This window comes from Aeromonas sanarellii (assembly GCF_000820085.1).
Lineage (GTDB): Bacteria > Pseudomonadota > Gammaproteobacteria > Enterobacterales > Aeromonadaceae > Aeromonas > Aeromonas sanarellii.
Genome location: NZ_CDBN01000036.1, coordinates 20,876 through 39,074 on the forward strand (window position 1 = coordinate 20,876; position 18,199 = coordinate 39,074).

Below are 18,199 nucleotides of genomic sequence, written 5' to 3' on the forward strand. Positions count from 1 at the left end.
GACCGGCAGAAAATCAAAAGGCAGCCATCGGCTGCCTTTTTTCGTCTGAGTCTGGCCCTTACCCGAGCTGGAACAGCAGGGGCCAGCCCTGCTCCTGGCAGTAGCGGTGCTCCTTCTCCAGGTTCTGCATCAGGAGCCGGTTCTCGTCGCACCAGTCGAGCGGCAGGGTGACCACCAGCTGATCGCCGGCGGCCTGCACGTTCCACTCGGGCAGCAGGTTGTCCTGGCGCCTGTGGTGGGCCGCCACCGCGAGGCGCAGGATGCGGATGCAGCGCAGCACCGTCTGCTCGTCGTGGTTCGGCAGGGCGGGCAGTTCGGAGAGCTTGAGCCCCTTGCGCTGGAAGCGCACCAGGGCCGCCAGCAGGGCTTGATCGTCCTGGTTGAAACCGGGCAGGTCGGTGTTTTGCAGGATATAGGCGGAGTGGCGGTGAATGCCGCTGTAGTTGATGGCGAGGCCAATTTCGTGCAGCCGGGCCGCCCAGCCGAGGATGGCGCGATAGGGCTCCTCCGGCATCTCCCAGGGGCCGCTCAGGGCATCGAACAGGGAGAGGACGCTCTGCTCCACCCGGGTGGCCTGGCGCTTGTCGATGCGATAGTGGGTGGAGAGGGCCAGGGCGGTGCGCTCGCGGATGTCGTGGTGCTGCAGCCGCTCCTCGAACTCGTAGAGCAGTCCCTCGCGCAGGGCGCCGTCGGAGTACTCCATCCGCTCGATGGGCAAGGAGGTGAAGAGCCCGAGCAGGATGGCCACCGCGGCGGCAAACACCCCCTGGCGCTCCTCGGTGAGGCCCGCCAGCTTGAGCTGGTCGACCCGCTTGTGCTTGAGCATCTCGGTCTTGAGGCGCTCCAGGCCCGCCAGGGTGATGGCGCCATCGGTCCACTCCTCCCCTTGCAAGACGTCGCGCACGGTGCGAATGGAGCCTGAGCTGCCGAGGCAGCTCTGCCAGCCGAGCTTGCGGTACTGGTTGATGATGGGGGCGAGCTGGTGCTGGGCCTCCAGCACGGCGTTGTTGAAGGCCTTCTCGCCGAGCTTGCCGTTGGCAAAGAAGCTCTGGGTGAAGCTGACGCAGCCCATCTTGCGGCTGGTGAGGGCCTTAGGCTCGAACCCCTCGCCGATGATGAGTTCGGTGCTGCCGCCGCCGATGTCCACCACCAGCACCTGGCCCTCGATGTGCTGGGTATGGGCGACCCCCTGATAGATGAGGCGCGCCTCCTCCTGGCCGCTGATGATCTCGATGGGGTGGTTGAGCACCTTGGCCGCCTCGCTCACAAAGGCGCGGGCGTTGCTGGCCCGGCGCAGGGTATAGGTGCCGGCGATGCGGATCTGATCCGGCTTGATGTTGGTGAGGCGCTCGGCGAACAGGGCGAGGCAGTCGAGGCCCCGGGCCATGGCCTCGTCCGACATCCGGCGCTGCTCGTCCATCCCCTCCGCGAGGCGCACCCGCTCCTTGATGCGATCGACGATCTGCATCCGCCCCTCGTTGAGACGGGCGATGACCATGTGGAAGCTGTTCGACCCCAGATCGACAGCGGCGTACAGACTATTGTCCATGGTTTGACTCTATGCGTTTGAGGTAGTCGTAGATCGCGACCTGGGAACGGACCTTGCGGCGGTTGCCCCGCTTCACGTACTCGTTCTTCTGATCGGCATCGATGACCCGCGCCTTGCAGGTGTCGCCGAGCTGCAGCTCGAGGATGTCGAGGATGCGCTGCTTGAGCCGCTCGTCATAGATGGGGGTACCCACCTCAATGCGACCGTCGATGTTGCGGCTCATCCAGTCCGCGCTGGAGATATAGAGCTGGGGGTTGCCCTTGTTGTGGAACACCATGACACGAGGGTGCTCGAGGAAGCGGTCGATGATGCTGATCACCCTGATGTTGTCGCTCAGGCCCGGTACCCCGGGGCGCAGGGCGCACATGCCGCGGATGATCATCTGGATGGGCACCCCGGCCTGGCCGGCGGCATAGAGCCGGTTGATGAGGTCTCTGTCCACCAGGTTGTTGATCTTGAGGGTGATGCCGCTGGGTTGCCCCGCCTTGGCGTTGGCCAGCTCGTTGTCGATGAGGCGATAGAGCTGGCGGCGGCTGTTGATGGGGGAGACCAGCAGGTGGTTGAACTTGTAGCGCCGGTAGGGGTATTCGATGTACTCGAACACGCTCTCCACCTCGGCGGTGATGTCCGGGTGGCGGGTCAGCAGGGAGAAGTCGGTGTAGATCTTGGCGGTCTTCTCGTTGAAGTTGCCGGTCCCGATGTGGGCGTAGCGCACCGCCTCGCCGTTCTCGTGGCGGGTGATGAGGCAGAGCTTGGAGTGGATCTTGAGGCTGGGCACCCCGAACACCACCTTGACCCCCGCATCGGTCAGGATGTTAGCCCAGTCGATGTTGGCCGCCTCGTCGAAGCGGGCGCGCAGCTCCACCACCACGGTCACCTTCTTGCCGTTGTTGGCGGCGTCGATGAGGGAGTGGATGATCCGCGATTTCTTGGCGACCCGGTAAATATTGATGCGAATGGCACTGACCGCCGGGTCGAACGCCGCCTGGCGCACCAGCTCCGTGAAGTGGTGGAACTTGTGATACGGGTAGTAGAGCAGTATGTCCTGCCGGGTGATGGCGTCGAAGGCGTTGACGAAGCCGTCGAAGTCGCGGCAGTCCAGGGCCGGCAGCTTGGGGTTCTCCAGGTATTCCCGGCCCACGTTGGGGAAGCCGATGAAGTCCTTGAAGTTGTGATAGCGCCCGCCCGGCATGATGGCGTCGTAGGAGCTGATCTGCAGCTTGAGCTTGAGGAAGCTTATCATGGCCGCGGGCATCTCCCGCTCGTAGACGAAGCGCACCGGCATGGCGGTGAGGCGCTGCTTCAGGCCGTCACTCATCTTGTCCACCAGGCTGAGGTCCAGCTGGTCGGAGAGATCGTATTCGGCGTCCCGGGTCAGCTTGACCGCGTAGGCCGCTATCTCGTCGTAGTCGAAGAAGCCCTTGAAGATCTCGTCCAGACAGAAGCGGATGACGTTGTCGAGGATGATGATCTGCTTCTTGCGGCGCGTCCCCTCCGGCGGCAGCTGGAAGAAGCGGGGCAGATCGTCGGTCGGTACCTCCACCAGGGCGTACTGGATCACCTGGCCGTTCTTCTTCATCTCGATGGCGAGGTAGGTGTGCTCGTCTTTCAGGAACTTGACCGGGTTGACCTCCTTGTTGAGCAGGATGGGGATGATGTGGCGCAGCACCTTCTCCCGGAAGAAGACCCGCAGCCACTGCTGGATGGCATCGGAGAGCTGGTTCTCGTTGACCAGAAAGATGTTGTGGCGGGCCAGTGCGAGCAGCAGCTCCTTGTAGGTGTTGTCGAACGCCTCGCCGAGCGCCATCACCTTCTGCTGGATGGCCCGCAGCAGCACCTTGGCCTCGTCATCGCCGCCGTGCACCTCGTTGATGAGGATGCGGCGCTTGACGTCCGATACCCGTACCTTGAAAAACTCGTCCTGGTTGGAGGAGAAGATCCCGAGGAAACGGACCCGCTCGATGAGGGGCACCGTCTTGTCCATGGCTTCTTGCAACACCCGTTCATTGAATGAGAGCCAACTCAGCTCTTTATCTTCATACTGCCTGTCGGTGCTCATCTGGTGCCTCTGTACTCTGGTTGCGTCTGCGCGGAAGTTATGGCGTCAAACCATGACAAATTTATGACAACCAGCACTATTCGGTCAGGTCCTGGTCAATGTCGACCACCAGGTCGTCGGAGAGGGACTCCAGGGCGCTGACGAGATCGTCCAGCTCGAGCTGGGGCGGCAGGGCCACCAGGGCATGGGCATAGAACAGCGGCGCGCCGCTGTGGGGCGCCGGCTCGCAGCCTGTGGTGAGGTCGGCCACGTTGATGTTGAGCCGGCGTAGTATGCTGGCCACCTCGTGGACTATGCCCGGCCTGTCGTTGCCGGTGACGCTCAGCATCACCTGACGGGCCGGCTCCGGGCTGAGCTGCCCCTCGGCGAAGCTCACGGTGAGGCCCGGCAGCATCACCAGCGCCTCGCACAGGGGGCGATAGTGCTCGTCGGGGACGGCGACGTGCAGTATGCCGGCAAATTGCCCCGCCAGTTCACTCATGGAGCTTGCCAGCCAGTTGCCCTGCTGTCGGGTGATGGTATCGGCCAGGCTCTCGACGATGCCGGGCTTGTCTGCGCCGATCACGGTGACGACCAATTGCTTTTGCATCCTGCTCTCCTTGAATGGGACTGCGTGGGGGACGTCCGGCAGCGACGGCGAGTGCGCCAGCGCGTCCATGGGCTCTGACATTGTGCCTGCTGTGACAGGCCATATGAAGCCCGCCTTGCGCAAATTTAGTGAAAAAACGCGAATGCCGGCGCGGGTTTGATTTCAGCTCTGCCTGCGCCGCTTTCCCCGTGGTAGAGTGTGGCCCCTCCGTGTTGATGTGAACTGGAAATGTCTTGTGAACGGGATGTGCGTGTATGAATAGCCTTGTCGTATCGGGATTGGTGTTGTTGGTGTTGCTTCTGCTGGCGATCTTCTGGAGCAGGGGCAAGAAGGGCAAGGCGCTGCCCTATGATCTGCAGGAGACCCTGTTCACCCCCGCCGAGCGTTCCTTCCTCGGCGTGCTGGATCTGGCGGTCGGCGACCAGGCCCGGGTCTTTGCCAAGGTGCGGGTGGCCGATGTGCTGACGCCGGAGACGGGGATGGGCAAGAGCAAGTGGCAGCAGGCGTTCAACAAGATCAGCGCCAAGCACGTGGACTATCTGCTCTGCCACCCCTCCGATCTCTCCTTCATCTGCGCCATCGAGCTCGATGACAGCTCCCATCGCCACCAGAAGCGCAAGGTGCGCGACAGTTTCCTCAAGGCGGCCTTTGACAGCGCCGGTCTGCCGCTGCTGCAGATCCCGGCAAGCAGCCATTATCAGGTCGAGGAACTGCGCGAACAGATCCTGCCGCTGCTAAGCGGCCCCCGCCTTGCCCCGGATGAGGATCTGCTGCCTGGGGATCGCCGCGAGCCGACCTTCAGCCCCTTGCAACTGGATCGGGTCGAGGTGGAAGAGCCCCGCCATGGCGGTCGTACCCCGGGCGTCGCCCCCATCAAGGCCATACTGTCGCCACGCACCGCGCCGCTGCCGGCTGCCGATGCCGAGCTGGTGGATAATCTGTTTGCCGAGGGGGAGGATGATGAGGAGATGTATCCCCATCGGGTGCCCCACTGCCCGCGCTGTGATGCGCCCCTGGTGGAGCGGGAGGCCAAGAAGGGCCCCCACGCCGGCCGCCTGTTCCTGGCCTGCAGCCGTTTCCCCGAGTGCCGCTACGCCGCGCCCCAGGAGAGCGTCAAGCACTGATCCCGCCTTCGGCGCCGGCTGTCGTCGGCGCCTTGTTGCCCCCTGCGCCGATTTTCCTCCGATACTCTGTCTGGCTGGAAGCGTGATCCCCGTCCCGACGGGACACTCTGTAACGCGACAAGTTTTGACAATCCGCCAGAATTTTGGCACTTTGTGGCCTTTATGACATTGTGCATAGCTAACTATCATAAGTAGTTTAAAAAACAATAACTTGGCGTCAGGTGTGTAAGAATATGGATATGATGGCTATGGGTGTGCTGATCGTGGATGCCGATGAAGCGCGGCGTCAGCAGTTGGAAACCGTGCTCTCCTTCATGGGGATCCCCTGGCAGGAGGTGGTGGAGGCCGATCTCGAGGTGGCCATCGAATCGTCAGGTCCGCTGCAGGGGATACTGGCGGGCAGTCTGCTCGAACGCCCCCTGGCCGAGCTGCTGGCCGCCTACCCTCGCATCCCCTTCATCTCCCTGACGTCGGCGGATCACCCCAACAGCAACTTCATCGGCGGCAGCGACGAGCCCTTCACCTACGAGTCCCTGACCCGCCATCTGCACTTCTGCCAGGCCTTCATCTCCCTGCACCCCAGACAGCAGATCCACGACAAGGGTCAGACCCTGCTGCGCCTGCTGGTGGGCAAGGGGAAGGGGATCCAGGAGGTGCGCCGCCTCATCGGCCAGGTGGCGCAGACCGATGCCAACGTGCTGATCCTGGGTGAATCCGGGACCGGCAAGGAGGTGGTGGCCCGCGCCATTCACGAGCTCTCCGCCCGAAGCTCGGGCCCCTTCGTGCCCATCAACTGCGGCGCCATTCCGGCAGAGCTCCTGGAGAGCGAGCTGTTCGGCCACGAGAAGGGGGCCTTCACCGGTGCCATCGCCGCCCGTCGCGGCCGCTTCGAGCTGGCCCAGGGGGGGACCCTCTTCCTCGACGAGATCGGCGACATGCCGCTGCCCATGCAGGTCAAGCTGCTGCGGGTGTTGCAGGAGCGCCAGTTCGACCGGGTCGGCGGGGGCAAGGCGGTGCAGGCGGACGTGCGCGTCATCGCCGCGACCCACCGGGATCTGGAGGCGATGATCCGCACCCAGGCGTTTCGCGAGGATCTCTACTACCGGCTCAACGTCTTCCCCATCGAGACGCCGCCCCTGCGCGAGCGCTGCGACGATATTCCCCTGCTGTTGCAGGAGCTGCTCAATCGCCATGCCGAGCAGCACAGGGGCATCATCCGCCTGACCCAGCGCGCCATGGAATCCCTGATGCAGTACCCCTGGCCCGGCAACGTGCGCGAGCTGTCCAATCTCATCGAGCGCCTGCTGATCCTCTACCCGAACCAGATCGTCGATGTGGCGGACCTGCCCGGCCGCTACCGGCTGTTGCCGAGCGAACCCAGGGATGAGCGTCTCACCGAGATGGACGAGCGGGATGCCCTGGCCGCCGTGTTCCAGTCCCCGCCCGTGCTGGATCCGGGCATCGCCATGCCCCTGCCCATGCAGCTGCCCCAGGAGGGGGTCAACCTCAAGGAGATGCTGGCCGACCTCGAAGTGGAGCTGATCCGCCAGGCCCTGGAGTCCCAGGATGGGGTGGTGGCCCGCGCCGCCGACCTGCTCAGCATGCGCCGCACCACGCTAGTGGAGAAGATGAAGAAGTACGGCATGAGCAAGGACAACTGAGGTCAATGCTTTGACGCTTGGCTGTCAACACATTGATATTGAAGCAATATATCACTGGCATGGAAATTGAATAAGCTGACCCAATCGCCAGTTTGAGGTCAGCTTTATGACAATCTCGCAGCAGGACAACCCCCTCCAGTCACACGAAGTGAGCCAGCTCTACGCCATCTTCACGGCACTGCCGACCGGCGTGCTGCTGCTCGACGGCGAGGGGCTGATCACCCGCGCCAACCCGGCGGCCCAAGCCTTGCTCGGGGAACCGCTGGAGGGCCTCTTCTGGCGCCATATTATCGCCCGCTGCTTCCAGCCCAGGGAAGACGACGGCCACGAGATCTCCCTGCGAGACGGGCGTCGGGTCCAGCTCTCGACCCAGCCGCTGCCGGATCAGCCCGGCCAGCTGGTGTTCATCACCGATCTGACCGAGACCCGCCAGTTGCAGGACAGGGTCAACCACATGAAGCGGCTGTCCGCCCTTGGCAACATGGCCGCCTCCCTGGCGCACCAGATCCGCACCCCTCTCTCCGCCGCCATGCTCTACGCGGCCAACCTGGCGAACCGCACCCTGAAGCCCGAGTCCCGCAGCCAGTTCCAGCAAAAACTGATGGCGCGCCTGCAGGATCTCGAGAAGCAGATCAACGACATCCTGCTGTTTGCCCGCAACGGTGACAACCAGGTGGTGGCCCCCATCTCGGTCCAGGGGCTGCTGGCGGAGGTGCAGGCCGGTGCCGAGGCCTTCTGCCAGCAGCAGGGCTGTGCCCTGCACCTTGAGGTGCCGGAGCCGGATCTCTGCCTGCTCGCCAACAGCAGCGCCCTGGCGGGCGCCATCAACAACCTCATCGCCAACGCGCGCCAGGCCGGCGCCGATTCGCTGCTGGTGAGCGCGGTGCGCAGCGGCAACCGGGTGGAGATGCGCGTGCTCGACAACGGCAAGGGGATGCCTGCGGCCTTGCTCGGCCAGATCTTCGAACCCTTCTTCACCACCCGCTCCCAGGGCACAGGCCTTGGGCTCGCCGTGGTGCAATCCGTGGTGCGTGCCCACCAGGGGGAGGTCAGCGTGGCCTCTGTCCCCGGTGAGGGCACCTGCTTTACCCTGTCGTTCCCCCTGCATCAGCAAGCGGTGCAGCTCGGAGGTGTAGCATGACCCAGGCTCGTATTCTGGTGGTGGAAGATGACAACGGCCTGCGCGAGGCCCTGGTGGACACCCTGCTGCTCGGTGGCTATGAGTGCCGCGAGGTGGACAGCGGTGAGCGGGCCCTGCTGGCCCTGTCGCGCCAGCGTTTCGACATGGTGATCTCCGACATCCAGATGGGAGGCATGGATGGCCTCACCCTGCTGGCCAATATCCGCCAGCAATATCCCCAGGTGCCTGTGCTCCTGATGACCGCCTACGCCAACATCGACGGCGCGGTGCGCGCCATGCGCGAGGGGGCCATCGACTACCTGGCCAAGCCCTTCTCCCCCGAGGTGCTGCTCAACCAGGTCAGCCGCTATGTGCCGGCCCAGAAGGTGGAGAGGCGGGCCGTGGTATACGGGGATCCCAGGACCGCCGAGCTGTTCCAGCTGGCGACCCGGGTCGCCAGGAGCGAGGCCACCGTGATGGTGACCGGCCCGAGCGGGACGGGGAAGGAGGTGCTGGCCCGCTACATTCACGACAACTCCAGCCGTGCCGAGCAGGCCTTCGTTGCCATCAACTGCGCCGCCATTCCGGAGAACATGCTGGAGGCGACCCTGTTCGGCTACGAGAAGGGGGCCTTCACCGGGGCAGTGCAGGGGTGTCCCGGCAAGTTCGAGCAGGCCCAGGGAGGCACACTCCTGCTCGACGAGATCACCGAGATGGATCTGGGGCTCCAGGCCAAGCTGCTGCGGGTCTTGCAGGAGAAAGAGGTGGAGCGGCTCGGCAGCCGCAAGATGATCCCCCTCGATGTGCGGGTCATCGCCACCAGCAACCGGGATCTGAAAAAAGCGGTGCAGGACGGGTTGTTCCGCGAGGATCTCTACTACCGCCTCAACGTCTTCCCCCTGCGCTGGACCGCGCTCTGGGAGCGTCCGGGGGACATTCTGCCCCTGGCGGAGCATCTGCTGGCGCTTCACGCCAGCCAGATGGGGCTGCCGACGCCGCGGCTCGCGGAGGAGGCCCGAGAGCGTCTGATGGCCCACTCCTGGCCCGGTAACGTGCGCGAGCTCGACAACGTGGTGCAGCGCGCCCTGATCCTCTGTCCAGACGGGCTCATCGGGTGCGAGCACCTGATCCTGGAGGAGACGGACGAGACGCTGGTACGCCCCCTCGAGCGGCTGTCGGGGGAGGGGCTCGGCGGCGAGCTCAAGCTGCAGGAGCACCAGATCATCCTGGACACCCTGCAGGAGTGCAATGGCAGTCGCAAGGCGGTGGCCGACAAGCTCGGCATCAGCCCGCGTACCCTGCGCTACAAGCTGGCCCAGATGCGTGACGCCGGCATAGAGCTGCCCGCCTAGGCTTGATGCCGGTGCCATGGCCTTGCCGGTCCGGCTCGATTATCATGGGCCCCTGACGATCGGAATCCGGCTCCCTGCGATCCTGTGCGGGGAGCCCTGTTAGGAGACGCCCATGATCTCTCATCGAAAACTGGAAAGCCTGCTCAACCACCTGCTCGAACCCCATGCCATCAAGGACTACTGCCCCAACGGCCTGCAGGTGGAGGGGCGCGAGCGCATTCGCAAGGTGGTGACCGGTGTGACCGCCAGCCAGGCCCTGATCGATGCGGCCGTGGCCGCCGATGCCGACGCCATCCTGGTTCACCACGGCTACTTCTGGAGCGGCGAGCCGGCCCAGATCACCGGCATGAAACAGCGCCGCCTCAAGACCCTGCTGACCCACGACATCAACCTGTTCGCCTATCACCTGCCCCTGGATGTGCACCCCGAGGTGGGCAACAACGCCCAGCTCGCCAGGCTGCTCGGCATCAAGGTGCGTCGCGGCCTCGAACCCTGGAACAGCAAGAGCGTCGCCATGGTGGGCAAGCTGGAAGAGCCCATGAGCGGGGCCGACTTTGCCAGGCTCATCGCCGAGCGCCTCGGCCGCGAGCCGCTTCATTGCGGCGACAGCGGGCCCGAGCTCATCCGCTCCGTGGCCTGGTGCACCGGCGGTGGCCAGAGCTACATCAGCCAGGCGGCGGAGCAGGGCATAGACGCCTTCATCTCCGGCGAAGCCTCGGAGCAGACCATTCACACCGCCCGGGAGATGGGCATGCACTTCTACGCCGCAGGCCACCACGCCACCGAGCGCTACGGCGTCAAGGCGCTGGGAGAGTGGCTCGCCACCGTACACGGGCTGGAGGTCACCTTTATCGATATCGACAATCCGGTGTAGGGCCGATTAGCCGCGCAGCGGCGTAATCGGACGTGATGGCAGCAATTGCGCAGGTAGATAGAAATGACAAGGGAGGCCTAAGCCTCCCTTGTTGTGTCTTACTACTGCTAGCGGTTACTCGCTGGCATAGCCTGCCAGGCCAAGCTGCTTGCCATCGAGGAAGGCAGACCCTTCTCGCATCTGCAAGCGCCCCTCGCAGAACCACTGCACCACCAGGGGGTAGATGCAGTGCTCCTGGACCTGGACCCGGGCAGCGACCTCGTCGGCGCTGTCCCCCTCGAAGATGGGCACGCGAGCCTGCAGGATCACCGGGCCGCCGTCCAGCTCCTCGGTGACGAAGTGGACGCTGGCGCCGTGCTCGTCGTCACCGGCCTCGATGGCGCGCTGGTGGGTGTGCAGCCCCTGGTACTTCGGCAGCAGGGAGGGGTGGATGTTGATCATCCGTCCGGCGAAGTGGCGCACCAGATCGCCGCTCAGGATCCGCATAAAGCCGGCCAGCACCACCAGATCCGGCTGGTAGTCCTGCATCAGGGCCAGCAGGGCGGCATCATATTCCTCCCGGCTGGCGAACTGCTGCTGGGACAGGATGGCGGTGGCCACCCCCGCCTCTTTGGTGCGAACCAGACCATAGGCATCGGCCCTGTTGCTGATGACGCCCACCACCTGGCCTGCAATCTTGCCGCTGGCACAGCCGTCGAGGATCGCCTGCAGGTTGCTGCCGCTGCCGGAGATCAGAACCAGGATCCGCATCATTTGATGATGACCTGCTCCTCGCCATCGGCCGCCTTGGCGATGTGGCCGATGTGCCAGGCGTTCTCGCCTTCCGCCTTGAGCAGGGCCAGGGCCTTGTCCAGCTGATCCGCCGGCAGGGCGATGATCATGCCGACGCCGCAGTTGAAGGTGCGATACATCTCGTGGCGGGTGACGTTGCCGGCCTGCTGCAGCCAGCTGAACACCGCCGGCCACTGCCAGCTCTGCTCGTCGATCACCGCCTGGGTATTGGCGGGCAGCACGCGGGGGATGTTCTCCCAGAAGCCGCCGCCTGTGATGTGGGACAGGGCGTGGATCTCGCACTCCTCGATGAGCTTGAGCACGGGCTTGACGTAGATGCGGGTCGGCTCCAGCAGGGCGTTGGCCAGGGTGGTGTCACCCAGCGGCTGGTGGACGTCTGCCTTGGAGACTTCCAGGATCTTGCGAATGAGGGAGAAGCCGTTGGAGTGGGGGCCGCTCGCGGCCAGGGCGATCAGGGCATCCCCTTCGCCGACCTTGCTGCCGTCGATGATCTCGCTCTTCTCCACCACGCCGACGCAGAAACCGGCGATGTCGTAGTCTTCCCCTTCATACATGCCGGGCATCTCGGCGGTCTCGCCACCCACCAGGGCGCAGCCGGACTGCTCGCAGCCGACGCCGATGCCGGTGACCACGGCCGCGGCGGTGTCCACGTCCAGCTTGCCGGTGGCATAGTAGTCGAGGAAGAAGAGGGGCTCGGCGCCCTGGACGATGAGGTCGTTGACGCACATGGCCACCAGATCGATCCCCACGGTGTCATGCTTCTTCAGATCGATGGCCAGACGCAGCTTGGTGCCCACCCCGTCGGTACCGGAGACCAGTACCGGTTCCTTGTAGCCTGCAGGGATTTGACACAGGGCCCCAAAGCCGCCAAGACCACCAAGGACTTCAGGACGACGAGTGCGCTTTGACACGCCCTTGATACGTTCAACCAGTGCATTGCCGGCATCGATATCCACGCCAGCATCCTTGTAGCTCAGTGAGGTTTTGTCAGTCACGCGTATTCCCCGTCATATAAAGAAGTGGAGGGTAAAATTCGGGGCGTATTCTATCAGTGGGCAGGGAAAAGCAGAAAGAAAATCGTTTGCGCGTTTTTGGATGGAAAAGCTCTACAAGGGGCGGCTTTTGTTGTATCATTCCGCGATTTTTTTGGCGGCAGTTAGAGGAGATAATAATGAAAGTCGTTGAAGTCAAACACCCCCTGGTCAAGCACAAGATCGGCCTGATGCGCGAAGGCGACATCAGCACCAAGCGTTTCCGTGAACTGGCCAAGGAAGTGGGCAGTTTGTTGACCTACGAAGCGACCTCTGACTTCGAAACCGAGAAAGTTACCATCGATGGCTGGAACGGGCCAGTGGAAGTTGACCAGATCAAGGGCAAGAAGGTCACCGTCGTGCCCATCCTGCGTGCCGGCCTCGGCATGATGGACGGCGTGCTGGAACACATGCCGAGCGCCCGCGTCAGCGTGGTCGGCATCTACCGCGACGAAGAGACCCTGCAGCCGGTCCCCTACTTCGAGAAGATCGTCAGCAACATCGAAGAGCGTCTGGCCCTGGTGATCGACCCCATGCTTGCCACCGGCGGCTCCATGATCGCCACCATCGATCTGCTGAAGAAGAAGGGCTGCCAGTCCATCAAGGTGCTGGTGCTGGTTGCCGCCCCCGAAGGGATCAAGGCGCTGGAAGCGGCCCACCCGGATGTGGAGCTCTACTGCGCCGCCGTCGATCAGGGCCTGAACGAGAAGGGCTACATTGTCCCGGGTCTGGGCGATGCCGGTGACAAGATATTCGGCACCAAATAAGTCCTGATGTCATCGGCGCTCTTTCAAAAAGAGCGCAAGCGAAGCCGGCCTCTCGCCGGCTTCGTGGTTTATGCCCCCCGCCGGCTTGCTGCCACCTGGGCCTTGCCGCTACCATAAGCACCATCCCCCATTTCGAGAATCTTCTTTATGCTGAAACGCTTAGCGATGCTCTTCTGCTGCTGTCTGCCATTCGTGGCGTCGGCCGCCCAGGTGACTGACCTCTATCAGGGCAAGGCACCCACCAGCGGCGACATGACGGCCGCTCAGGCTCAGGCCCTGGGGGATGTGCTTGTCAAGGTGACGGGCAAGCGGGACATCCTGACCCAGCCGGACGTGGTCAAGGCGCTGGCCGCGCCCGGTGACTATGTGCAGCACTACGGTTATCAGGACGTGGGGCCGGTGAAGTTTCTCAAGGCCGATTTCGACGTGGCCAAGGTCAACGCCCTGGTCGCCCAGAGCAAGTTTGCCCTGCTGGGCCCCGTGCGCCCTCAGTTGGGCGTCTGGCTGGTTGTCGACGAAGGAGAGCGCCGCATCCTGCCAGATCAGTCCGGCGATGGCTGGGCCGCCGCCCTGCGTACCCAGGCCCAGGCCATGGGGCTGCCCATCAGCATCCCGCTGATGGATCTCGACGACAACATGGCGGTCAACGCCACCGACGTCTGGGGTCGCTTCGCCGATCCCGTGCTCAAGGCGAGCCAGCGTTATGGCGCCGAAATGGTGGTGCTGGGCAAGCTGACGCCGGAGGGAGAGAGCTGGAGCATCGACTGGGGCCTCTATGGCGTCAAGCCGGGTGCCCAGGCGGGGGAGCTGACCGAACTGACCAAGGGGTCTGGCTCGGGGTCCCAGGCCGAGGTGGCCAAGGGGTTTGCCGATGCCCTGGCCGGCTGGCTGGTGCAGCAGTACGGCACCCGCCTCTCCGGGGTCGCCTCCAACCAGACCCTGGTGGTGGAGGGGTTGTCCGACATCGACGGCATGATCCAGATACAGAAGATGCTGCAAGGCATGGCCAGCGTCACCAAGGTGGCGATCGGCAAGCTGGAGGGAGACAAGGTCACCTTCAACCTCTCGCTGCAGGGGGACAAGGCGGAGCTGGTGCGGTGTCTGCAGCTTGAGAGCCGCCTGCGCCAGGTGGAAGACAACGAGAGCGGCCTGCGCTACCAATGGTCGCAGCCCTGAGCTCAGGGGATGTTCCAGACCGCCCGGCATGACCCGGGCGGTTCTCTATCTGCCGCTCTGGTGATACACTTGCCCGCAAATATCACAGTCAAAGCCCAACGAGTGAAGCAACCGGCCCAACTGTCTCTCGCCGTACAACTACCGGATGATGAAACCTTCGTCAGTTTTTATCCCGGCAACAATGCCCATCTGATCACCGCCCTCAAGAACGCGGCCATCGGTCAGGGCTCGCCCTTCCTCTATTTCTGGGGAGCCAAAGGCTCGGGCCGCTCCCATCTGCTGCACGCCACCTGCGCCGAGGTCAACGCCCGCGACGCCGCCGCTGCCTATCTCTCCCTCGATCAGTTCGAACAGCTCGACCCCAGCATGCTGGATGCCCTGGAGAGCCTGCCCCTGGTCTGCCTCGACAGCCTGGAGGCGATCGCCGGCAACGCCCTGTGGGAGCGGGCCCTGTTCGACTTCTACAACCGCTGGAAGGAGAAGGGAGAGGGGACCCTGGTGGTCACCGGCTGCAGTGCGCCGCGCAAGCTGGGGTTGCAGCTGCCGGATCTCGCATCCCGCCTGGATTGGGGAGTGAGCTTCCACCTCGATGAGCTCGATGACGAAGGCAAGCTCAGTGCCCTGCAACTGCGCGCCGAGCTGCGGGGCTTCAAGCTGCCTATCGACGTGGGCCGCTTCCTGCTCAACCGGCTGTCGCGCGACATGCGCACCCTGCTCGCCACCCTCAACCGGCTCGACAACGCCTCCTTCCGCGCCAAGCGCAAGCTGACCATTCCCTTTGTCAAAGAGATACTCGAGCTCTGAGCCCGTCAAGCTGGTTTGAGGCTCGGCGACGCCGAGGCCACGGATAAAAAGAAACCCCGGCCACTGGCCGGGGTTTTGCTATCTCAAGGGATTCTGCTTATCAGTGGAACTGATTTTCTTCGGTCGAGCCGGTCAGCGCGGTCACCGAGGATTGCCCACCCTGGATAGCTGGCTGAAAGGGTCACCTGGTCGGCGCCATTCTAGCCATCACCTTAGTGGAACTGGTCCTCTTCGGTGGAGCCCGTTAAAGCGGTCACCGAAGATTGCCCGCCCTGGATGACGGTGGTCACCTTGTCGAAGTAGCCGGTGCCCACCTCCTGCTGGTGCGCCACGAAGGTGTAGCCCCGCTCGGCGGCCGCGAACTCAGGCTGCTGCACCATCTCGACGTAGTGCTTCATGCCCTCGCCGCGAGCGTACTGGTAGGCCAGCTCATACATGTGGAACCACATGTTGTGGATGCCCGCGAGGGTGATGAACTGGTACTTGTAGCCCATGTCGGAGAGCTCCTGCTGGAAGCGGGCGATGGTGGCATCGTCCAGGTTCTTCTTCCAGTTGAAGCTCGGGGAGCAGTTGTAGGCCAGGATCTTGTCCGGGTACTGGGCCTTGATGGCCTCGGCAAACTGGCGCGCCTCGTCCAGATCCGGCTTGGCGGTCTCGCACCACACCATGTCGGCGTAGGGAGCATAGGCCAGGCCACGGGAGATGGCCTGCTCGATGCCGGCCTGCACCTTGTAGAAGCCCTCGCTGGTGCGCTCGCCGGTCAGGAAGCCGGCATCGTAGGGGTCCGCATCCGTGGTCAGCAGATCCGCCGCGTTGGCGTCGGTGCGGGCGATCACCAGGGTGGTGGTGCCGCAGACGTCCGCCGCGAGGCGGGCCGCGATGAGTTTCTGCACCGCTTCCTGGGTCGGGACCAGCACCTTGCCGCCCATGTGGCCGCACTTCTTCACTGAGGCCAGCTGATCCTCGAAGTGGACGCCGGCGGCGCCCGCCTCGATCATCCCCTTCATCAGCTCGAAGGCGTTCAGCACGCCGCCGAAGCCGGCTTCCGCATCCGCGACGATGGGCAGGAAGTAGTCGATGAAGCCCTTGTCCTGCGGGCCTACCTTGTTGGCCCACTGGATCTGGTCGGCACGGGCGAAGGAGTTGTTGATGCGCTCCACCACCGAGGGCACCGAGTTGGCCGGGTAGAGGGACTGATCCGGGTACATGGTGGAGGAGAGGTTGTTGTCCGCCGCCACCTGCCAGCCGGAGAGGTAGATGGCCTCGATGCCGGCCTTGGCCTGCTGCACCGCCTGACCACCGGTCAGGGCGCCGAGGCAGTTCACATAGCCTTTCTTGGCGCCGCCGTGGATCAGTTCCCACAGCTTGTCGGCACCGCGTTGGGCCAGGGTGTGTGCCGGCTGCAGGCTGCCGCGCAGGTTCACCACGTCTTCGGCGCTGTAGCCGCGCTTGATCCCTTTCCAGCGGGGGTTTTCTGCCCAGTCTTTCTCGATAGCCTGGATCTGTTGCTCACGGGTCAGTGCCATATCAGTTCCCTCTTTCATTGATTTCACGTTTCCATTGACTTGTTATGGGGCCGTCACCGGCCCGGGTTTCACAGCCGCTCGTAGCCGGGCAGCGTCAGAAAATCGATGAGTGTGTCGGCGCAGGTGATCTCTTCCATCAGGGCGCTTGCCTCGGCGAAGCGACCGGCCTGCCAGCGGGCCTCGCCCACTTCGCGTCTGACCACCTCCTGCTCCTCTGCCAGCATCTGGCGGAACAGCGCCTTGGTCACCACCTGACCGTTGGAGAGGGTCTTGCCGTGGCGGATCCACTGCCAGATGGAGGTGCGGGAGATCTCGGCGGTCGCCGCGTCTTCCATCAGGCCGTAGATGGGCACACAGCCGTTGCCGCCTATCCAGGCCTCCAGATACTGCAGGGCGACCCGGATATTGGTGCGCATGCCCGCCTCGGTGCGCTCCCCCTCGCAGGGGGCCAGTAGATCGGTGGCCGTGATGGGGGCATCTTGCTCGCGCAGCACATGGATCTGGTTGCTGGCGCCGGCCGGGATGGCGGCGTTGAAGACCGCCATGGCGGTATCGGCGAGGCCGGGGTGGGCCACCCAGGTGCCGTCGTGGCCGTTGTTTGCCTCACGCTCCTTGTCTGCCTTCACCTTGGCGAATACCTCGGCATTGACCGCCGGATCCTTGGCCGGGATAAAGGCGGCCATGCCGCCCATGGCCAGGGCACCGCGCTTGTGGCAGGTCTTGATGAGCAGCCGCGAGTAGGCGGAGAGGAACGGCTTGTCCATGGTGACCACCTGGCGGTCCGGCAGAACGCGATCCGGGTGGTTCTTCAAGGTCTTGATATAGCTGAAGATATAGTCCCAGCGACCGCAGTTGAGCGCGACGATGTGATCCTTCATCTGATAGAGCAGCTCGTCCATCTCGAACACCGCCGGCAGGGTTTCGACGAGCACGGTCGCCTTGATGGTGCCGCGGGGCAGGCCGAACCTGTCTTCGGTCCAGGCAAATACCTCGCTCCACCAGCGTCCCTCCAGGTGACTCTGCAGCTTGGGCACGTAGAAGTAGGGGCCGGAGCCCTTGGCCAGCAGCGCCTTGTGGTTGTGCAGGAAGTAGAGCGCGAAGTCGAACAGGCCGCCGGGGATGGGCTCGCCATCGAAGGTGATGTGCTTCTCCGGCAGGTGCAGGCCGCGCACCCGGCAGACGAGAACGGCCGGATCGGAACTCAGGATATAGGCCTTCCCCTCCGGACTCTGGTAGGCAATCGTGCCGTTGACGGCGTCGCGCAGGTTGATCTGACCCTCGATCACCTTGTTCCAGGCCGGCGCCAGGGAGTCTTCGAAGTCGGCCATGAACACCTTGACGTTGGCGTTGAGGGCGTTGATCACCATCTTGCGCTCGACCGGGCCGGTGATCTCCACACGCCTGTCCTGCAGGTCGGCGGGGATGCCACGAATGGTCCAGTCGCCGTCGCGGATGTGAGCGGTTTCGGGCAGGAAGTCCGGCAGCTCACCTGCGTCGATGCGGGCCTGACGGGCGACCCGTTGTTTGAGCAGTTCATTGCGCTGGGGAGCGAAGCGTTCCACCAGCTCGGATACCAGGGCCACCGCATCCGGCGTCAGGATCTGCGCGTAATCGGGAAGCATCTCGCCTTGGATGTGCAGGCGGGGGCTGCTGATGGTCTGGGCCGGTGCCGACATAGGGTTCACTCCTTTGAAAGTTACATTTTGAACTTACTAACTACGACTAACGTCTATATTCGTTTCTCTTAAACTCCCCGTAACAGCGGGGTAACACGA

Annotated in this window: 15 protein-coding genes; 8 read left to right on the forward strand and 7 right to left on the reverse strand. The window is 63.8% G+C overall.

All coding sequences use genetic code 11. The features are described 5' to 3' along the window. Nucleotides 1–58: 58 nt before the first annotated feature. From ppx to BN1132_RS07215, 3 genes are all read right to left on the reverse strand, one after another. Nucleotides 59–1,549, reverse strand: coding sequence for an exopolyphosphatase (gene ppx / locus BN1132_RS07205; protein WP_042076370.1), 1,491 nt, complete (start codon nt 1,547–1,549; stop codon nt 59–61). Continuing rightward, a complete protein-coding gene (gene ppk1, locus BN1132_RS07210) occupies nt 1,539–3,608 on the reverse strand; it encodes a polyphosphate kinase 1 (protein WP_042076371.1) in 2,070 nt (689 codons plus the stop codon). The genes ppx and ppk1 overlap by 11 nt, the downstream gene beginning before the upstream one ends. Before the next feature lie 76 nt (nt 3,609–3,684). Continuing rightward, a complete protein-coding gene (locus BN1132_RS07215; protein ID WP_042076372.1) occupies nt 3,685–4,197 on the reverse strand; it encodes a glycine cleavage system transcriptional repressor in 513 nt (170 codons plus the stop codon). 254 nt (nt 4,198–4,451) lie between these two features. On the opposite strand from BN1132_RS07215, the gene BN1132_RS07220 reads away from it, so the two are divergent. The 5 genes from BN1132_RS07220 (at nt 4,452) to BN1132_RS07240 (ending at nt 10,328) form a co-directional block, all read left to right on the forward strand. After that, the gene (locus BN1132_RS07220; protein ID WP_042076374.1) at nt 4,452–5,321 is read left to right on the forward strand and encodes a DUF2726 domain-containing protein; all 870 of its coding nucleotides are present in this window, start codon (nt 4,452–4,454) and stop codon (nt 5,319–5,321) included. 239 nt (nt 5,322–5,560) lie between these two features. Then, nucleotides 5,561–6,982: a sigma-54 dependent transcriptional regulator gene (locus BN1132_RS07225; protein ID WP_042076376.1), complete on the forward strand. Its 1,422-nt coding sequence runs from the start codon at nt 5,561–5,563 to the stop codon at nt 6,980–6,982. Between the two features lie 106 nt (nt 6,983–7,088). Beyond that, nucleotides 7,089–8,123, forward strand: coding sequence for a sensor histidine kinase (locus BN1132_RS07230; RefSeq protein WP_039040243.1), 1,035 nt, complete (start codon nt 7,089–7,091; stop codon nt 8,121–8,123). Next, nucleotides 8,120–9,454, forward strand: a complete 1,335-nt coding sequence (locus BN1132_RS07235; RefSeq protein ID WP_039040244.1) for a sigma-54-dependent transcriptional regulator — start codon at nt 8,120–8,122, stop codon at nt 9,452–9,454. Before BN1132_RS07230 ends, BN1132_RS07235 begins: the two co-directional genes overlap by 4 nt. A 112-nt stretch (nt 9,455–9,566) precedes the next feature. Further along, nucleotides 9,567–10,328 carry a Nif3-like dinuclear metal center hexameric protein gene (locus BN1132_RS07240; RefSeq protein ID WP_042076379.1) on the forward strand — a complete coding sequence of 254 codons (762 nt, stop codon included), beginning with the start codon at nt 9,567–9,569 and terminating at the stop codon, nt 10,326–10,328. A gap of 114 nt (nt 10,329–10,442) precedes the next feature. Here the strand turns inward: BN1132_RS07240 and purN are convergent, their stop codons facing one another. Together purN and purM are read right to left on the reverse strand one after the other, a co-directional pair. After that, nucleotides 10,443–11,081: a phosphoribosylglycinamide formyltransferase gene (gene purN, locus BN1132_RS07245; protein WP_042076380.1), complete on the reverse strand. Its 639-nt coding sequence runs from the start codon at nt 11,079–11,081 to the stop codon at nt 10,443–10,445. Next, complete coding sequence (gene purM / locus BN1132_RS07250) at nt 11,078–12,115, reverse strand: phosphoribosylformylglycinamidine cyclo-ligase (protein WP_039040247.1); 1,038 nt, start codon at nt 12,113–12,115, stop codon at nt 11,078–11,080. The genes purN and purM overlap by 4 nt, the downstream gene beginning before the upstream one ends. Before the next feature lie 176 nt (nt 12,116–12,291). Here purM and upp point away from each other — a divergent pair, with 176 nt between their 5' ends. The 3 genes from upp to hda all read left to right on the forward strand — a co-directional run bounded on the left by upp (nt 12,292) and on the right by hda (nt 14,898). Further along, on the forward strand, nt 12,292–12,918 hold the full coding sequence (gene upp, locus BN1132_RS07255) for a uracil phosphoribosyltransferase (RefSeq protein ID WP_039040248.1): 627 nt from the start codon (nt 12,292–12,294) through the stop codon (nt 12,916–12,918). Between the two features lie 147 nt (nt 12,919–13,065). Beyond that, nucleotides 13,066–14,094, forward strand: coding sequence for a DUF2066 domain-containing protein (locus BN1132_RS07260; protein WP_042076383.1), 1,029 nt, complete (start codon nt 13,066–13,068; stop codon nt 14,092–14,094). A 102-nt stretch (nt 14,095–14,196) separates the two neighbouring features. Further along, nucleotides 14,197–14,898 carry a DnaA inactivator Hda gene (gene hda / locus BN1132_RS07265; protein WP_039040250.1) on the forward strand — a complete coding sequence of 234 codons (702 nt, stop codon included), beginning with the start codon at nt 14,197–14,199 and terminating at the stop codon, nt 14,896–14,898. A gap of 212 nt (nt 14,899–15,110) precedes the next feature. Here hda and aceA read toward each other — a convergent pair whose 3' ends face one another. Then, nucleotides 15,111–16,424, reverse strand: coding sequence for an isocitrate lyase (gene aceA, locus BN1132_RS07270; RefSeq protein ID WP_039040251.1), 1,314 nt, complete (start codon nt 16,422–16,424; stop codon nt 15,111–15,113). 68 nt (nt 16,425–16,492) lie between these two features. Then, nucleotides 16,493–18,100, reverse strand: coding sequence for a malate synthase A (aceB, locus tag BN1132_RS07275; protein ID WP_042076386.1), 1,608 nt, complete (start codon nt 18,098–18,100; stop codon nt 16,493–16,495). Between the last annotated feature and the right edge of the window lie 99 nt (nt 18,101–18,199).